This is a genomic window from Gordonia sp. UCD-TK1 (genome assembly GCF_001691435.1).
GTDB classification, from domain to species: Bacteria; Actinomycetota; Actinomycetes; order Mycobacteriales; family Mycobacteriaceae; genus Gordonia; species Gordonia hongkongensis.
The window spans coordinates 1-18411 of record NZ_LZMP01000025.1 but is presented as its reverse complement, the minus strand read 5'-3'; the positions used below and the strand labels follow the sequence as shown (position 1 = coordinate 18411).

The following is an 18411-nucleotide window of genomic DNA, read 5'->3' as shown; positions in this document are numbered from 1 at the left end:
GAGGCGCGGCGAGCAACTCATCGGATACGTGATCTCCGACGGTTCCCACGACATGGATCTCCACGAGGTACGTCGCACAGTGGGTCGGCGCGTCCCGGAGTACATGATCCCGGACATGGTCGTCGAGGAGCTGTCGTTCCCGCTCACCGCCAACGGCAAACTCGATCGCGACGCGCTACCCATCCCGGAGATCAACGTCGACTCGGACGACTTCGTCGCACCGGCCACCAAGACCGAGGCGAGCCTGGCACGGGTGTTCGCCGACGTGCTCGGGGTGGACCGGGTGTCGGTCGACACGTCCTTCTTCGATCTCGGCGGCAACTCGTTGTCTGCCATGCGGGCGGTGGCACGCGCCTCGGATCATCTCGGTGTAGAGGTCTCGGTTCGCGACATCTTCGACTTGTCGACCGTCCGTGAACTGGCCGCCGCGCTGGCGCGCCGTGGTGCCGGATTGACGCCGGTGACCGCGCATGTCGTGCGGCCCGAGCGGGTCCCGGTGGCTTTCGCTCAGCAGCGGATGTGGTTCCTCAACCGCCTCGCTCCGGACTCCGTCACCTACAACATCCCCGTGGTCGTCCGCCTGACGGGCGACCTCGATGTGACCGCGTTGCGTACCGCGGTCGTCGACGTCGTGATCCGCCACGAGGTCTTGCGGACGACGTTCCCGGAGTACGACGGCCTGCCGTATCAGCGGGTCTCGCCCGTGGAGCGCGTCGACGCCGAACTCGATTGGGCCGTCGTCGATTCCGAGGAAGAGTTGATCCGGGTGATGTCCGGGTTCGATGTCACCGTCGACTGGCCGATTCGCGTCCGCCTGTGGAAGTCGGGCGACGGCCAGCACGTCCTGGCCGTCGTGCTGCACCATATCGGCGCCGACGGCGAGTCGATGCGGCCTCTGCTGACCGATGTGCTGACGGCCTACGAGGCCCGGGCAAACGGAGTGGAGCCCACGTTTGCGCCGCTCGAGGTGCAGTTTGCCGATTTCGCCCTGTGGCAGCACGAGGTTCTCGGCGACGGGTCCGATCCCACCTCGGTGACGGGCCGGCAGTTGGCCTACTGGACGGGCAAACTCGCAGGCCTTCCCGAGGTCCTGGAACTGCCCTTCGACCGTCCCCGCCCGCTGGTCGCCTCGCAGCACGGCGGACGCGTGCGAGAGACGATCCCCGCAGTCGTCGGCGAACGAATTCGCGCTCTCGCTCACGACGCGGGCGTCACCCCGTTCATGGTCGTGCATGCCGCGCTCGCGGTCCTCCTGGCGCGCCTGTCGGCGACCGAGGACATCGCGATCGCGACGCCGATCGCCGGACGCGGCCAGCGCGCGCTCGACCCGCTCGTGGGCATGTTTGTCAACACCCTGGTGTTGCGTACCGAGGTCCGACCGAACATGAGCTTCGCCGAACTGATCGAGCAGGTCCGCGAGACCGATCTCGAAGCCTTCGCCAACTCCGACGTCACCTTCGAGACCTTGGTCGAACGACTCGACCCGGTGCGCTCCGAGGCCTTCGCCCCGCTTGCACAAGTCATGTTGACCTTCGGACAGACCGCCATTCCGGAACTGGCCACCGACACCACCTCCGCTTCCGTTGCCGGTCTGCTCATCGAACCGGTCACCGACCCCGACCCAGCTGCCAAGGTCGACCTGACCGTCGGCGTCACGGCTCCGGAAGGTGCGGGCGACTGGCCGCTCGAGATCGTCTATGCCCGTGATCTGTTCGGCGAGGAGTCGGCGACCAGGCTCGTCCGACGGTTCGTCGGCCTTCTGGGACAGCTCGTGACCGACATCTCGGCATCTGTGGCTACGGCCACGTTGCTCGAACCGGAAGAAGTCACCGAGATACTCTCGCGCTCGCGCGGTATCGACTTGGCGATGCCGGTCACATCCTTGACCGAAGCCCTGGGCCGACACGGACGGGCCGCCCGCGAGGGCATCGCGGTGGTTCATGGCGGCCGACGGGTTACCTATCGCGAATTCGACTCTCACGTAGCAGGTCTCGCGCGTGAACTACTAGGCCTCGGTGTCGGACCCGAGGTGCCGGTGGCAGTATGCATCGACCGCGGACTCGACATGCTGGTGGCTATTCACGCCGTTGTTGCGGCCGGCGGGCACTACGTGCCGGTGGACACCGCCGCGCCGCGTGATCGCGCCGTCTACATGCTCGAGACCGCAGGCGTCGGGATCGTCCTCATCGGACCGCGCCCGGTGGACACCGATCTGTCCGGCCTCGACGACGTCCGTTTTGTCACCGTCGACACCGCTCGCGACCCCGGGTCGGACATCGCGCCGATCACCGACGCCGACCGGGTCCGACCGATCCGCGGTGACGACCCGGCTTACACCCTCTTCACTTCCGGTTCGACCGGTCGGCCGAAGGGCGTGACGGTCTCGCACCGCGCGATCGTGAATCGCCTGGACTGGATGCGCGACTGGTACGCGATCGGACAGGCAGACGTCTTCGTGCAGAAGACGCCGATCACCTTCGACGTCTCGGTGTGGGAACTGTTCCTTCCGTTCGAGGTCGGAGCGACCCTGGTGATTGCTGATGCCGGCCGGCACGGCGACCCGGAGTACCTCGCCGATCTGATCGGAACACAACGGGTCACGATCATTCATTTCGTGCCGTCGATGCTGTCGGTGTTCCTCGACGTTCTCGGGGACAGGACGGGTGACCTCGCGTCGCTGCGACTGACATTCACCTCTGGTGAGGCGCTCACGGTGGCGGCCGCCCGATCGCTGCTCGCCGCGCTACCGGGCAACGAGTTGCACAACCTCTACGGTCCGACGGAGGCTGCGGTCGACGTGACCGCCCACCACGTGCAACCGGGCGAGGATGTCGTGCCCATCGGCGTACCGGTGCCTAACACCGCGACATTCGTTCTCGATGCGCGGCTGCAACGCGTACCGGCGGGCGTGCCGGGCGAGTTGTACCTCGGCGGAGTGCAACTCGCGCGCGGGTACTCCGCACGGCCGGGACTGACCGCCGAGCGTTTTGTCGCCAATCCGTTCAGCGGGACCGGAGAACGTCTCTATCGCACCGGTGACCTGGTGCGTTGGAATACAGAAGGGCAGCTGGAGTATCTGGGTCGTACCGACTTCCAGGTGAAGTTGCGCGGACAGCGCATAGAGTTGGGCGAGATCGAGTCGGTCATCGCGACCGCACCTGGAGTCGTGCACACTGCCGTGACGGTGTACTCGACACCGGACACCGGAGAACACCTCGTCGCCTACGTGGCAGGGGCCTACGGATCACGGGTAGACCTCGATGCGGTGAGGGACGTCGTGGCCCGATCGCTTCCGGCGTACATGCGGCCCACCATCTGGGTTCCCGTCGAGGAGATGGTGCTCAACACCGCAGGCAAGATCGATCGACGCGCACTGCCTGAGCCCGAGCTCGTCGCGGCATCGGCCGCCGAGTTCGTCGCACCGGCGGATGAGTTCGAGGCCGAGGTGGCGGAGGTGTTCGCCGGGGTCCTCGGTCTCGAGGCGATCGGCGTCACGACGAGCTTCTTCGACCTGGGTGGTAACTCGCTGYCCGCGACCCGCCTGGCGTCACGGGTCGCGGCCGCGTTGGGTACCCGAGTGACCGTCCGCGACGTATTCGATGCGCCGTCGGTGCGGGAACTCGTCGCCGCAGTGGCTGATCGCGGCGCAGATCTTCCACCAGTGACGACAGTGTCGCCGCGGCCGGATCGGATCCCGCTGTCCTTTGCGCAGCAACGGCTCTGGTTCATCAACCGGTTCGAACCGGGTGAGGCGATGCACAACATCCCCGCGGTCCTGCGGATGCGCGGTGGCCTCGATGTCGAGGCACTGCGTGCGGCACTGGTGGATGTGGTCTCTCGTCACGAGGTGCTGCGAACCACGTTCCCGGACGAGGCCGGTGTGCCATATCAACTCGTCCATCCCGAGTCCTCGGTCGTCGAGCACCTCGATTGGCTTGTCGTCGACTCCGAGGCCGACCTGGTCGACGGGGCGACCGCCGGCTTCGACGTCACCTCCGAATGGCCGATCCGTGCCCGTCTGTACCCCGTCGCCGACGATGAGCACATCCTCGCCATCGTCCTGCACCACGTCGGCGCGGACGGCGAGTCGCTGTCGCCGCTGGTGTCCGACCTGGTCACCGCCTACACCGCGCGGGCCGCCGGTCAGCAGCCCGAATTCGCCCCGCTCCCTGTACAGTTCGCTGATTACGCGATCTGGCAGCACGAGGTGCTCGGCTCGGTCGACGATCCCGAATCCGTGGTTGCTCGTCAACTCGCCTACTGGACAACTCAGCTCGCAGGCCTGCCCGACGTCCTCGAACTACCCGCTGATCGGCCGAGGCCCGCCGTCGCATCCGGTCGTGGTGCGCGCGTCGGCGTCGACATCCCGGCCGATGTCGCCAGTGCTGTCGCCGATCTCGCCCGTGCGGGTGGAGTGACTCCCTTCATGGTCGTGCATGCTGCCCTCGCAGTTCTGCTCGCACGACTCTCGGCGACGGACGACATCGCGGTGGGCACGCCGATCGCCGGTCGAGGCCAGGAAGTGCTCGATCCGCTGGTCGGCATGTTCGTCAACACGCTCGTCCTGCGGACCGGCGTCGACGGTGGCCGGTCGTTCCAGGAATTCCTCGCGGATGTTCGCGAGACAGACCTGAGCGCCTTCGCTCACGCCGACATCCCGTTCGAGACCCTCGTCGACCGACTCAACCCGGTTCGCTCCGAGGCGTTCGCTCCACTGGCGCAGGTGATCTTCTCCTTCGACCCGGCCGCGTCGGTGACCGAAGCTCTCGGCGAGGCCGGCGGACTGACGGTCACGCCGTACGATGACGTGGCCGCGATGGCGCAGACCGACCTGTGGATCACGGTGTCGTCTCGCCCGGTCGGCCAGGTATGGCCGATGTCGATCACCTATGCCACCGACCTCTTCGAGGAAGCGACCGTCCTTGAGTTCGCCAACCGCTTCACCCGCCTGCTCGGTGCGTTGACCGCGGCGCCGGGAACCGCAGTGGGCGACGCGCCCTTCGTCGCGCCGGCGACGGTGGCCGAGATCGAGACCGCCGAATGGGGCGATCCCGTGGAGTTGCCGGCCGTGCAGACGGTCAGTGACGCCGTGGCCGCGCAGGCCCGACGCACTCCTGACGCGACCGCGCTCGTCTTCGGTGAGCGTGAGGTGTCCTACGCGGAGTTCTCGGCCCGGGTCAACACGCTCGCCCGTGCCCTGATAGCCGCCGGGGTCGGTCCCGATGTCGCTGTGGCGCTGTGTGTTCCGCGATCGGTCGAGATGATGGTGGCCATCCATGCCGTCGTCGCCGCCGGTGGTCAGTATGTACCCGTCGACGTGGCCGCACCCGCGGACCGCGTTCGCTACATGTACGAGACCGCCGGTGCGCGAGTGCTGCTGGTCGCCGACGCGGACGGGGTACCCGGCGCGGTGAACGCCGCGGACGAGGCCGGGGTCCGTGTCATGACCGTCGACGCCTCGGCGCTGCTGGACGTCGACGCGGCGTCCGCCGCCCCGGTGTCCGACGACGAGCGACTCGCGCCGCTGCGCCCGGATGATGCGGCATACACCCTCTTCACCTCCGGGTCGACCGGACGTCCGAAGGGTGTGACCCTCTCACACGCGGCCGTGCTCAACCGCCTGTGGTGGGGCCTGGACGCGCTGCCGATCGGCCCCGACGACGTCGTGATGCAGAAGACGCCGTACACCTTCGACTGCTCGGTGCCGGAACTGTTCGCGCCGTTGGCGATCGGCGCGCGCGTGGTCGTCCTCGCCGACGGTGGTCACCTCAATCCGCGGCAGGTGGCCGACGAGATCGCCCGCACCGGCACGACGATGGTGCACTTCGTGCCGTCCATGCTCTCGGTGTTCCTCGAGGTCGTCGACCGCGAACAGCTCGCCGCGCTCGACACCCTCCGGATCGTCTCGACCACGGGTGAGGCGTTGCCGCCGGCGGTCGCGGCACCGGCGCGCGAACTGTGGCCGGATGCCTGGTTCTTCAACCTGTACGGCCCGACCGAGGCCGCGGTGGAGATCACGTTCGAGCGGATTCACTCCGTCGCCGCGGATGATCCGACGGTGCCCATCGGCGTTCCGGTCTGGAATTCGTCTGCAGTGGTGTTGGATTCGCGGTTGCGCAGGGTCCCTCCCGGCGTGCCCGGCGAGCTCTACCTCGGCGGGGTCCAACTCGCCCGCGGTTACGCCGCCCGCCCGGACCTCACCGCCGAGAGATTCGTCGCCGACCCGTACGGCGAGCCGGGGACGCGTCTGTACCGCACGGGCGACCTGGTGCGCCGCCGTCCCGATGGCGTGCTGGAGTATCTCGGCCGCACCGACTTCCAGGTGAAGCTGCGCGGCCAGCGCATCGAACTCGGTGAGATCGAGGCGGTCATCGCGTCGGCGCCCGGCGTCGTGCACGCTGCGGCAACGGTGGCCACGGCGCCCGGTGGCGGCGAACACCTCGTCGGTTACGTGGCGGGGGTCCCGGGCGAACGTCTTGACCTCGACGCGGTGAAGTCCGTTGTCGCGGAGGCGCTCCCGGAGTACATGCGGCCGAGCGTGTGGATGCCCGTCGAGGACATCGCGCTGAACACCGCAGGCAAGATCGACCGTCGTGCGCTGCCCGAGCCGGTGTTCTCCGCCGGTGAGTACATCGAGCCCGCCGATGAGGCGGAGGCCGCGGTGGCGGCCGTGTTCGCCGACGTCCTCGGCCTCGAGCGCGTGAGCGTCACCGACTCGTTCTTCGATCTCGGTGGTAACTCGCTGTCGGCGATGCGACTGGCCGCGCGCGTCGGTGAGGTCACCGGCAGCGAGATCTCGGTCCGCGATCTGTTCGATGCGCCGAGCGTGCGGGAACTGGCCCGTGCCAGCGCCGATCTCGACGCAGCGCGGGCGCCGATCGTCGCGGTCAATCCGCGCCCGGAGCGCGTCCCGCTGGCCTTTGCGCAGCAACGGATGTGGTTCGTCAACCAAGCCGACACCACCTCGTCGGCCTACAACATCCCGGTGGTGTTGCGGCTGTCCGGTTCCCTCGACGAAGACGCCCTGCACGCCGCTCTGATCGACGTCGTATCGCGACACGAGTCGCTGCGGACCACGTTCCCGTCCGTCGAGGGGACGCCTTATCAGAAGATCAACCGGGCGTCGTCGGTCGCCGCGCGTCTGGATTGGGATGTGGTCTCCTCGCAAGAGGAGATCGAGGCCGCGGTGTCGGCCGGCTTCGACGTCTCGCGCGACTGGCCGATCCGCGCCCGGATCTGGGAGGTGGCACCGGAAGAGCACGTGTTCGCGGTCGTCACCCACCACATCGCCTCCGACGGTGAGTCGATGATGCCCCTGGTGAGGGATGTCGTCACCGCTTATCTGGCCGAAACCGCCGATGCCGAACCCGATTTCGCTGATCTCGAGGTCCAGTTCGCCGACTTCGCGATCTGGCAGCACGACGTGCTCGGCTCGCCCGACGATCCGGAGTCCGTTGTCGGTCGCCAGCTCGCCTACTGGGTCGAGCGGTTGGCCGGTCTGCCGGACGTGATCGACGTGCCCACGGACCGCCCCCGCCCGGCTCGTGCCAGCCAGCGCGGCGGACGCGTCTCCTTCACGGTGCCGGCCGAGGTCGGTGACCGGATCGCGCGCGTCGCGCAGGACACCGGCGCCACGCCCTTCATGGTTGTGCACGCGGCGTTGGCCGCGCTGCTCTCGCGCCTGTCGGCGACCGATGACATCGCGATCGGCACCCCGGTCGCGGGTCGAGGTCAGCGCGTGCTCGATCCGCTGATCGGCATGTTCGTCAACACGCTCGTGCTGCGCACCCGCGTCGACCTCGACCGCGGCTTCGCCGACCTGCTCGAGGCCACCAGGGAGGCCGATCTCGGCGCGTTCGCGAATGCCGATGTGCCCTTCGAGATCGTCGTCGATGCTGCCGGTGCCCAACGGTCGGCGGCGTTCGCTCCGTTCACCCAGGTCTGGCTCACCTTCGACCAGTCCACCCTGCCGGAGCTCGCCGGCGCCGACCTGTCGGTGGGGGAGGTCGCCGGCCTCCGGGTGAGTCCGGTGGACACCGGTCAGACCCCGGCGCGCGTCGACCTGCTCATCGGGATGACCCAGCCCGGCCGCGGCGAGGAATGGGCGGGCACCATCACCTACGCCACGGATCTTTTCGACGAGTCGACCGCGGTCCGCCTGGGCGAGCAGCTCGTCGGACTGCTGACCGAGGCCGTCACCGAGCCGGAGACCCCGTTGCGGCAGATCACGCTCGGCGACACGATGTCGGTTGCCGAGCTCGCCCGCGCCGCAGCGCAACCCGAGCCCCAGCGCCAGACGGTGTCGATCGCCGACTCCGACGCGGTCGTCACCGGGGGACCGGGAACCGAGCCGGTCGTCCTGGGCGACCTGTTCGCACAGTCCGCCGCGAAGTGGGGACCGCGCCAGGCCGTCGTCGACGCCGACAACGTCTGGCTGTCCTACGCGGACCTCGACGCGCGGTCGAACCGCCTGGCGCGCTGGCTGATCGGTCAGGGCATCGGCCCGGAGAAGCTGGTCGCGCTGGCGATCGGCCGCTCCGCGCAGCTGCTCACCGCTATCTGGGCGGTGGCCAAGACCGGTGGTGGCTATGTGCCGATCGACCCGGACTATCCCGCCGAACGGGTGGCGAACATGGTCGAGGATTCGGGCGCGATCCTGGGCCTGGCCGTCGAGGCGTCGGGAACCCTGCCCGGGGATCGCTTCTCGTGGCTCCGTCTCGACGACGCCACGCTGTCCGTCGAGATCGAGACACTGTCCGGCCTCGCCCAGCTTCGACGCGTCGGTGCTCGAGTACCTGCTCGCGATCGTGTCCGGCGGCGTGTTGATCTMCCGCCCCGCCGCCGCCGTCGGCGGCCCGCCGCTGCAGGACCTCATGATGCGGCAGGCGATCACCCACACGTTCCTGACGCCGACCGTGCTCGCGACCATCGAACCGCAGGCCGTCCCGGCCCTCCGGGTCGTCTACGCCGGTGGCGAGGCCGTGCCGCAGGCGCTCAAGGACAGCTGGGCGCCGTTCCGGCGGATCCAGAACCTCTACGGCCCCACCGAGACCACGATCGGCGTGACCATCAGTGCGCCGATGGCGGTGGGCGAGCCGGTTTCGCTCGGCGGCCCGCTCGCCGGCGTGGGCCTGATGGTGCTCGACGCGCAGTTGCGTCCGGTCCCCATCGGGGTCGCAGGTGAGCTGTATGTCAACGGCGGCGCGCTGTCGCGCGGATACCTCGACCGTCCGGGCCTGACCGCCGATCGGTTCGTGGCGAACCCGCACGGTCACCCGGGTGACCGGATGTATCGCACCGGCGACATCGTGCGCTGGAAGCAGGATTCCGCCGGCGCCCCGGTCATCGAGTACTCCGGACGCAGCGACGACCAGGTGAAGCTGCGCGGTCTGCGCATCGAACTCGGTGAGATCGAGGCAGTTCTCGCCGAGCATCCGGCGGTCCGCTCGGCCGTGGTCGTCGGTGTCGGCGGTTCGGTCGCCACCGCACTGGCCGCCTACGTGGTCACCACCGGGGCCGAGGTCGATCCGGCAGAGCTGAGATCGTTTGTCGGCGAACGTCTCCCGGCGCACATGGTGCCGGCGTCGGTCGCGGTGCTCGACGAGCTCCCCCTCACCCCGGTGGGCAAGCTCGACAAGGCGGCGCTGCCCGAACCGGTCATCGAGGCCGGCGAGATCGTGGCACCGGAGACCGATCAGGAAGCCGCGGTCGCCGCGGTGTTCGCCGAGGTGCTGGGCCTCGGCGAGGTCAGCGTGACCGAGTCCTTCTTCGATCTCGGCGGCAACTCGCTGTCGGCGACGCGCGTCGCCGCCCGGGTGGGCGAGGTACTCGGTGTCGAGACCTCGGTGCGTGACCTGTTCGAGGCGCCGACAGTACGTGCGCTGGTGGGCGAGGTGTCCGGACACGCCGCGGCGCTGCCCCCGATCGTCGCGAATGCCGAACGGCCGGAACTCGTTCCGCTGTCGTTCGCACAGCAACGGATGTGGTTCATCAACCAGTTCGATCCGTCGCTTCCGACCTACAACATCCCGGTGGTGTTGCAGGTGACCGGACCTCTGGACACCGACGCACTGCGCCAGGCGATGGCCGACGTGGTGGGCCGCCACGAGGTCTTGCGCACCACCTTCCCCTCCGTCGAGGGGGCGGCATATCAGCTCATCCATCCGCGCGAGCAGATCGCCGAACGCCTCGACTGGGGGATCGTGGCGGATCAGCGCGAGCTGGAGAGCGCGATCGTCGCGGGCTTCGACGTGAGCGCCGACTGGCCGGTCCGTGCGCGGGTCTGGCCGGTCGAGCCGGGCCGATCCGTGGTCGCAGTGGTCGTCCATCACATCGCTGCCGACGGCGAATCGATGAATCCGCTCCTGGCCGACGTGATGAACGCCTACGACGCGAGGGTCGCCGGGCGGGCACCCGACTTCGAACCGCTCGAGGTCCAGTTCGCCGACTTCGCGCTCTGGCAGCACGATGTCCTCGGCGACGGGTCCGACCCGGACTCGGTGATCGGCGCCCAGTTGTCCTACTGGGCAGACAGACTCGCCGATCTGCCCGAGGTGCTCACGCTGCCGTTCGATCGGCCGAGGCCGCTCGTCGCCTCGCAGCGGGGCGGCCGGGTCGGTGCGGTGATACCGGCCGAGATCGGCGACCGCGTGCGCGACCTCGCTCGCGAGGCCGACGCGACGCCGTTCATCGTGGTACATGCCGCGCTCGCGGTTCTGCTGGCGCGTCTGTCGGCGGGGGAGGACGTGGCGATTGCGACGCCGGTGGCCGGACGCGGCCAGCGTGTCCTCGACCCGCTGGTCGGTATGTTCGTCAACACCCTCGTCCTCCGCACGCAGATCGCCCCGTCGATGACGTTCGCCGAACTCCTCGAGCAGGCGCGCGAGACCGATCTCGAGGCGTTCGCCAACGCCGACGTCGCGTTCGAGACGCTCGTCGAGCGACTCAACCCCGTACGGTCGGAGGCGTTCGCACCACTGGCGCAGGTCATGCTGACCTTCGGTCAGACGGCTCTCCCCGAGATGGGAGCCGACACGGCCCCGGCCTCCGTTGCCGGTCTCGACATCGAACCGATGTCGCCCGCAGACCCGCCGGCGAAACTCGACCTCACCGTCGGTGTCACCGTCCCCGAGCGCGACGGCGACTGGCCGCTCGAGTTCGTGTTTGCACGGGACCTCTTCGATGAGGACACCGTGGCTCAGCTGGCCCGCAGGTTCGTCGCGATCCTCGATCAGCTGACGGCGCGGACCGAGGCGCCGGTGGCTGAGGCGGCGCTCCTCGAACCCGCCGAGGTTGCGGACATACTGCGTCGGTCCCGTGGCACCGAGATCGTCATCGCAGCGGAATCCGTTGTCGCCGGGGTAGAGGCCGGCACTACCCGGCATCCCGACACGATCGCGCTGACCTTCGCTGACCGTGAGCTGTCTTATCGCGAATTCGGAGCCCGGGTCGCAGATGTGGCGCGCGAGCTGCTGGCGCTGGGCGTCGGTCCCGACGTCGCGGTGGCGGTGTGCATCGATCGCGGCGTGGAGATGGTCGTGGCGGTCCACGCGGTGACCGCGGCGGGTGGGCAGTACGTGCCCATCGACACCGCGGCCCCGGGCGACCGCGTGCGCTACATGGTCGAGACCGCGGCCGCGCGGGTCCTCCTCGTCGGACCGCGGCCCGTGGCGGCCGACCTGTCCGGTCTCGACGACGGGATCCAGCGTGTCGTCGTCGATTCGACCCGCGACATCGATCCGTCGACTCCGCCGGTCACCGACGCCGAGCGCGTGCGGCCGATCCGCGGTGACGACGCGCTGTACACCCTGTTCACCTCGGGTTCGACGGGACGGCCGAAGGGCGTCACCGTCTCGCACGCGTCCGTGGCCAACCGGTTGTGGTGGGGACTCGACGAGTACCCCTGGACCGTGGGTGACCGGATCATCCAGAAGACGCCGTACACCTTCGACGTCTCGGTGCCGGAGCTGTTCGCGCCGTTGCTGACCGGTGCGACGATGGTGATCGCGGAACCGGGCGGTCACGCCGATCCGCTCTACATCGCCGACCTGATCGCGTCGAGCGGCGCCACCTCGGTGCACTTCGTCCCGTCGATGCTGTCGGTGTTCCTCGATGTCGTACCGGCCGAGACGGTCTCGCGCCTGGGTACGCTGCGGTGGCTCTTCGCCTCCGGTGAGGCGCTGCCGCCCGCGGTGGTGGCCCGTGCCCACGAGCTGCTGCCGCACGTCCAGATCGTGAACCTGTTCGGTCCCACCGAGGCAGCGGTCGAGGTGGCCTACGCCGACGTCACCCGGGCACCGTCGGTCGTGCCGATCGGCGTGCCGGTCTGGAACACGACCACCCACGTGCTCGACGCGCGGCTGAACCCGGTCCCGACGGGAGTCCCGGGCGAGCTCTATCTCGGTGGCGAGCAGGTGGCCCGCGGGTACGCCGCGCAACCGGGACTTTCCGCCGAACGCTTCGTGGCCGACCCGTTCGGCCGGCCCGGCTCGCGGCTCTACCGCACCGGCGACCTCGTGCGGTGGAACACCGACGGTGAGATCGAATACCTCGGCCGCACCGACTTCCAGGTGAAGCTGCGCGGCCAGCGCATCGAGCTCGGGGAGATCGAGTCCGTCGTGGCGGCTGCGCCCGGGGTCGTGCACGCCGCGGTGACGGTGGCCGACGCGCCGGGCGGCGGACAGCATCTGGTCGCCTATGTCGCGCCGTCGACCGTGGACATCGAGGTCCTGCGCGACGCGGTGACGCAGGCACTTCCGGAGTACATGCGTCCGACCCTGTGGATGCCGATCGACGACGTCGTGCTGAACAGCGCGGGCAAGCTCGACCGCCGCGCCCTGCCCGCACCCGACTTCGCGGGGCTCGACGCCGATTACGTCGCGCCCGCCAACGCGACCGAGGAGACCCTGGCGAGCATCGTGGCGGGTCTGCTCGGACTGGAGCGGGTGTCGGTCACCCAGTCGTTCTTCGCGCTCGGCGGCGACTCGATCATGTCGATCCAGCTCGCCTCGGCGGTTCGCGCCGCGGGGTTCACGCTCACGCCGCGAGACATCTTCGAGCAACGCACCATCCGGGCGATGGCCCGCGTGGTCGCCGGCGAGGCTCATCGCCTGCCGTCGCTCGACGAACCCACGGGCGGTGCGCATGGCGACATGCCGCTCCTGCCGGTGATGTCGTGGATGATCGAGCATTCATCGGAGCCCGGCGATTTCGCGGACTTCTCGCAGTACCGGGTGCTCCACGGGCCGTCGGGACTCACCGTGGACGCGTTGTCGGAGTTGCTGTCCGAGCTCATCGCGGTACACCCGATGCTGTCCGCCCGTCTCGCCCGCGACGGCGACCGCTGGCAACTCGTCGCCGGTTCCGGCGAGAGCCCAGATGGTTCGCACACCGACAGTCCGGGCGCAGCGCCGTACGTGTTCGCGCGGTCCTCGACCGCACCGGTGGGTACCCCCGGCCACGACGCCGACGTGCGCGCCGCGCATGCCGAGGCGCTGGCACACCTCGATCCGTCGACCGGCGTGCTCGTCGCAGCCGGCATCGTCACCGACGTCGACGGCGTCGGTCGGGTGGTCCTGGCGATTCACCATCTCGGTGTCGACGCGGTGTCCTGGCCGATCATCGTCGAGGACCTGGTGATCGGATGGGCGCAGCGGGCAGCAGGTCAGCCGATCGCGCTGCGGGCCGAGGCGACGTCCGAGCGGGCGTGGGCCCACGCGGTCGGCGCACAGGCCGACTGGCGCGCGACCGAGCTGCCGTACTGGCTCGAGCGGCTCCCGGCCTGGCCCACCGATCTCGGGATCGACTTCGACGCGTCGCGGGACCGGTTCGCCACCGAGGTGTCGGTGGTCCACTCATTCGACGCGCAGGTGACCGAGGCCGCGCTGACCTCGGTGCCGGAAGCGTTCCGCGGCAACGCCAACGACGTCCTGCTCGGTACGTTCGCCCGTGCGGTCCGGGCGTGGCAGGCCGCGCGCGGCATCGCCGACGTCGCACCCGTGACGGTCCTGGTCGAGGGCCACGGCCGCAAGGACGAGATCGTCACCGCCGACGGCGAACGCGCCGTCGACCTGTCCCGCACGGTCGGCTGGTTCACCACGATCGCCCCGGTCGCCGTCGATCCGTCCACCGACGTCGCCCATGCGGTGAAGTCGGCCAAGGAGGAACGCCTCGGGCAACCCGACGGCGGGCTCGGTTTCGGTGTGCTGCGCTACGGCGCCGATACCGAGCTGTCGCAGCGTCCGCTGCCGAGCATCGGGTTCAACTTCTTCGGCGCCGGACGCGCGGGACGCCCCGCGGCCGAACCCGAGCACGACGTCATCCCGTTCACCGGCGCGCCGAGCGCACCGGGGATGCCGCCGTCGGTGTCGGGCGCGATGGTCGCGCTGAACCCGTTGAGCGTCAACGTCGGAACGCAGAGCGACGGCGATGCCCGGCGCCTGACGGCCAACTTCACCTTCCCGTCGGCACTGTTCGGGACCGACGACATCGCCTCGCTCGCCGAATTGTGGGCGGATGAACTCGTCGCGCTCGCGCAGCACGTCGCCGCGGTCGGCGACCCGGGCCGCTCGCCGTCGGACGTGCCGGGCACGCCCGTCACCCAGGCCGAACTCGACGCGCTCGCGGTGCGTTTCCCGGGTGCGGACGTCTGGCCACTCACGCCGCTGCAGTCCGGTCTGTACTTCCAGTCGCAGATGGCGTCGCGAGACCCGTCGGCCGTCGACGATGGGCTGTCGGCGGGAGCCGCGAGCGTGGACGTCTACGTCACCCAGGCGGTCCTGCACCTCGGGGGCGACGTCGACCGCTCGCGATTGCGGTCGGCCGCAGAGGAACTGGTGGCCCACCACCGGGTGTTGCGCAGCGGGTACGTGCGTACGCCCGGAGGTGCACTGGTGACCGTCGTGCCCCCGCGCGTCGACCTGCCGTGGTCCGAAGTGTCCCTGGAGGCGGGTCTCGACGACCTCGGGGCCGCACAGCGGGTGCGCGAGATCGCCGACGCCGAACGGATCACGCCGTTCGATCTGGAGAATCCGCCGCTCATGCGGTTCGTCGGTGTCGAGCACGCCGCCGGTTCCGCGACGACGCTGAGCCTGATCGTGACCAACCACCACATCCTGCTCGACGGCTGGTCCGGGCCGCTGGTCCTCGCGGACCTGCTCGCGCTCTACGCCGGGGTCGGCCCGTACACGGCCACCATCGCCGCGGAGACCGACTTCGGCGATCACGTCCGGCGTCTCGCCGCCACCGACCGGGCCGCGGGTCTCGCCGCGTGGCGGGAGGTGCTGTCGCCGCTCGAGGAACCGACGCTGGTGTCCGGCGCCGAGGAGGCCACGACCACCTCGTTGCCGCGCAACCACGAGGAGTGGATCGACGCCGGGACGACGGCCGCGATCAACCGGCTCGCCCGCGAGCGCGGGGTCACGGTCAGCACGATCCTGCAGTTCGCGTGGGCGGTACTGCTGTCGCGTATGACCGGTAACCGGGTCGTCGCCTTCGGTGAGACCGTGTCGGGCCGCCCGTCGGACCTCGATGGTGTCGAGGGCATGGTCGGCCTGTTCATCAACACGGTCCCGAGCGTCGTCGACGTCGATCCGACCGCCGCCATCGGTGACGTGCTCGCCGCGATGCAGGCCGACAAGGTCGCAGTCCTCGACCATCAGCACGTCGGCCTCGCCGACCTCACCGCGCTGGCCGGGATGGGTGCCCTCTTCGACACCCTCACCGTGTTCGAGTCGTTCCCCGTGGACTCCGACTCGCTGTCGACGGCGGACACGTCGCTGGCCGGTGGTCTGCAGATCGTCGGCGTGGATGCCGACGACTCGACGCACTATCCGCTCAACCTCGCGTCGTCACCGTCGGGCGATCGCCTGCTGCTGAAGCTCAAGTACCTCCCGTCGGCCTTCGCCGACGACCAGGTGCGGGTGTTCGGTGCGGCACTGCGCGAGATCCTGCGGACGACCGTCGACGATGCGGATCGGCCGACCTCGGCGATCGCCCTGCTCGACGCGGCGGCAGCCGCCGAACTCGCCCCGGTGAACGGTCCGGCGGCGCCGGAGCCGCGACTGCTGGGCGAGGTCTTCGCCGACATCGCGGCCACGCATGCCGAGACCGTCGCGGTCACCGACGGCACCGGCGCATCGCTCACCTACGCCGAGCTCGACGAGCGCTCGAATCGTCTCGCGCGGTGGATGACCGGTCGGGGGATCGGCGTCGATCACGTGGTGGGGCTCGCGGTGGGACGCACCGTCGACCGTCTGGTCGGGCAGTGGGCCCTGGCGAAGCTGGGTGCGGCGTACCTGTCCGTCGACCCGACGCTGCCCGCCGATCGCATCGCGCACATGATCACCGATTCCGGTGTGCGACTGGTCATCACGTCCGATCGACGAGGACCGGATTCGGGCGTCGACGTCCCGGGCGAGGTCGAGTCGATCGATGTGCACACCCTTTCCGAGGCGGTGCGCGAGGTCGACGGCAGTCCGCTCACCCCGGGTGAGGTGTCGGGTGCCCCGCGTCTCGACGCGCTCGCCTACGTCATCTACACCTCCGGCTCGACCGGTGTGCCCAAGGGTGTCGCGGTCACCCATCGTGGTGCACACGCCTTTGCGGTCGCCGAGGCGCAGCGGTTCGGTATCCGTCCGGGTTCACGTGTACTCGGTTACGCCTCACCGAGTTTCGACGCCTCGGTGCTCGAGTGGCTGCTCGCCTCGACCTCGGGTTCGACGCTGGTCTACCGGCCGGACGAGGTCGTCGGCGGCGAGGTGCTCACCGGATTCCTCCGCGAGCACGCGCTGACGCACGTGTTCCTGACACCGAGTGTGCTGGCGACGGTCGAACCCGACGAGCTGCCCGCACTGCGGATGCTCGCCTCGGGTGGTGAGGCGGTTTCCACCGCCCTCGTCCGCGCGTGGTCGCACCGGGTCGCGTTCCACAACGCGTACGGTCCGACGGAGACGTCGGTGGCGGTCACCATCAGCGGTCCGCTCGATCCGGACGGACCGGTGACCATCGGCGCGCCCGTGCCGGGTACCGGTCTGCTGGTCCTCGACCAGCGCCTGGCGCCGGTGCCCGTCGGGATGGCCGGCGAGCTGTACGCCACCGGCGTCTCGCTGGCACGCGGTTACCTCGGGCGCCCGCAACTGACCGCCGAACGGTTCGTGGCGTCCCCGTTCGGGGTGCCCGGCGATCGCATGTACCGCACGGGCGACCGTGTCCGGTGGGTGCGCTCGGCGTCGGGTGAGCTGGTGCTCGAGTACCTGGGACGTTCGGACGACCAGGTGAAGCTGCGCGGGCTGCGCATCGAACTCGGCGAGATCGAGAACGCGCTGACTTCGCATCCCGGTGTCCAGACGGCCGTGGTGCTCGGGGTGGGCGGGCCGGTCGCGTCGTCGTTGGCCGCCTACGTGGTGTTGGCGTCGGAGGCGCCTGCCGTCGACGTCGGCGATCTGCGCGACCATCTCGCGGATCGGTTGCCCACGTACATGATCCCGGCGACGATCACGGTGCTCGACGCCCTGCCGCTCACCCCGACGGGCAAGCTGGACAAGCGGGCCCTGCCCGCCCCGGAGATCGCGGCGGACGACCTCGTGGCCCCGGAGACGGCGGCCGAGGCACGCGTCGTGGCCGTCTTCGCCGACCTGCTGGGCGTCGACGCGGTGTCGGTGACGGGTGACTTCTTCGCCCTCGGCGGCAACTCGCTGTCGGCGACCCGACTGGCCGCACGCGTTGGCGATGCGCTGAACGCCGACATCGGCGTCCGGGACGTGTTCGAGTCCCCGACCCCGCGCGCCCTGGCCGCTCTCGGAGAACACCGCGGCGGGTTGCGCGCTCCGGTGATCCGGGTCGAGCCCAGACCGGCGGAGATCCCGCTGTCGTTCGCGCAGCAGCGGATCTGGTTCATCAACCGCCTCGATCCGGCGTCGGCGGCGTACAACCTGCCGATCGGTGTCGAACTCGGCGGCGAGCTCGACGTCGAGGCCCTGAGCGCGGCGATCGGCGACGTCGTCGCCCGGCAGGAGATCCTGCGGACCACCTTCCCCGCCGTCGACGGCCGGCCGACGCAGGTCGTCCACGACGCCGACGGTTCGGCCGCGCTGCCCCGGCTCGTCGAATGTGCCTCGGAGGCCGAGCTTCTCGACGCGCTGTCGGCCGGTTTCGACGTCTCCACCGAGGTGCCCGTCCGGGTCCGGTTGTGGCAACGCGGCGAGGGTTCGTGGGTCCTGCTCGCGGTGCTGCATCACATCGTGGGTGACGGTGAGTCCATGCGGCCGCTGTTGGCCGATGTCGTGACCGCCTACCGCGACCGTGCCGCCGGCCGCACGCCGGAGCTGCCGCCGCTGCCGGTCCAGTTCGCCGACTACGCACTGTGGCAGCAACGCGAGCTCGGGGCGGTCGACGACCCGACGTCGGTGGTCG

1 pseudogene (only partly in view) is annotated in these 18411 nt (G+C 69.7%); it reads left to right on the top strand.

The window, feature by feature from the left end:
- Positions 1 to 18411 (top strand): annotated as a pseudogene (locus A9310_RS15435) (non-ribosomal peptide synthase/polyketide synthase) (its annotated part extends 22343 nt beyond the left edge of the window); the annotation flags it as partial.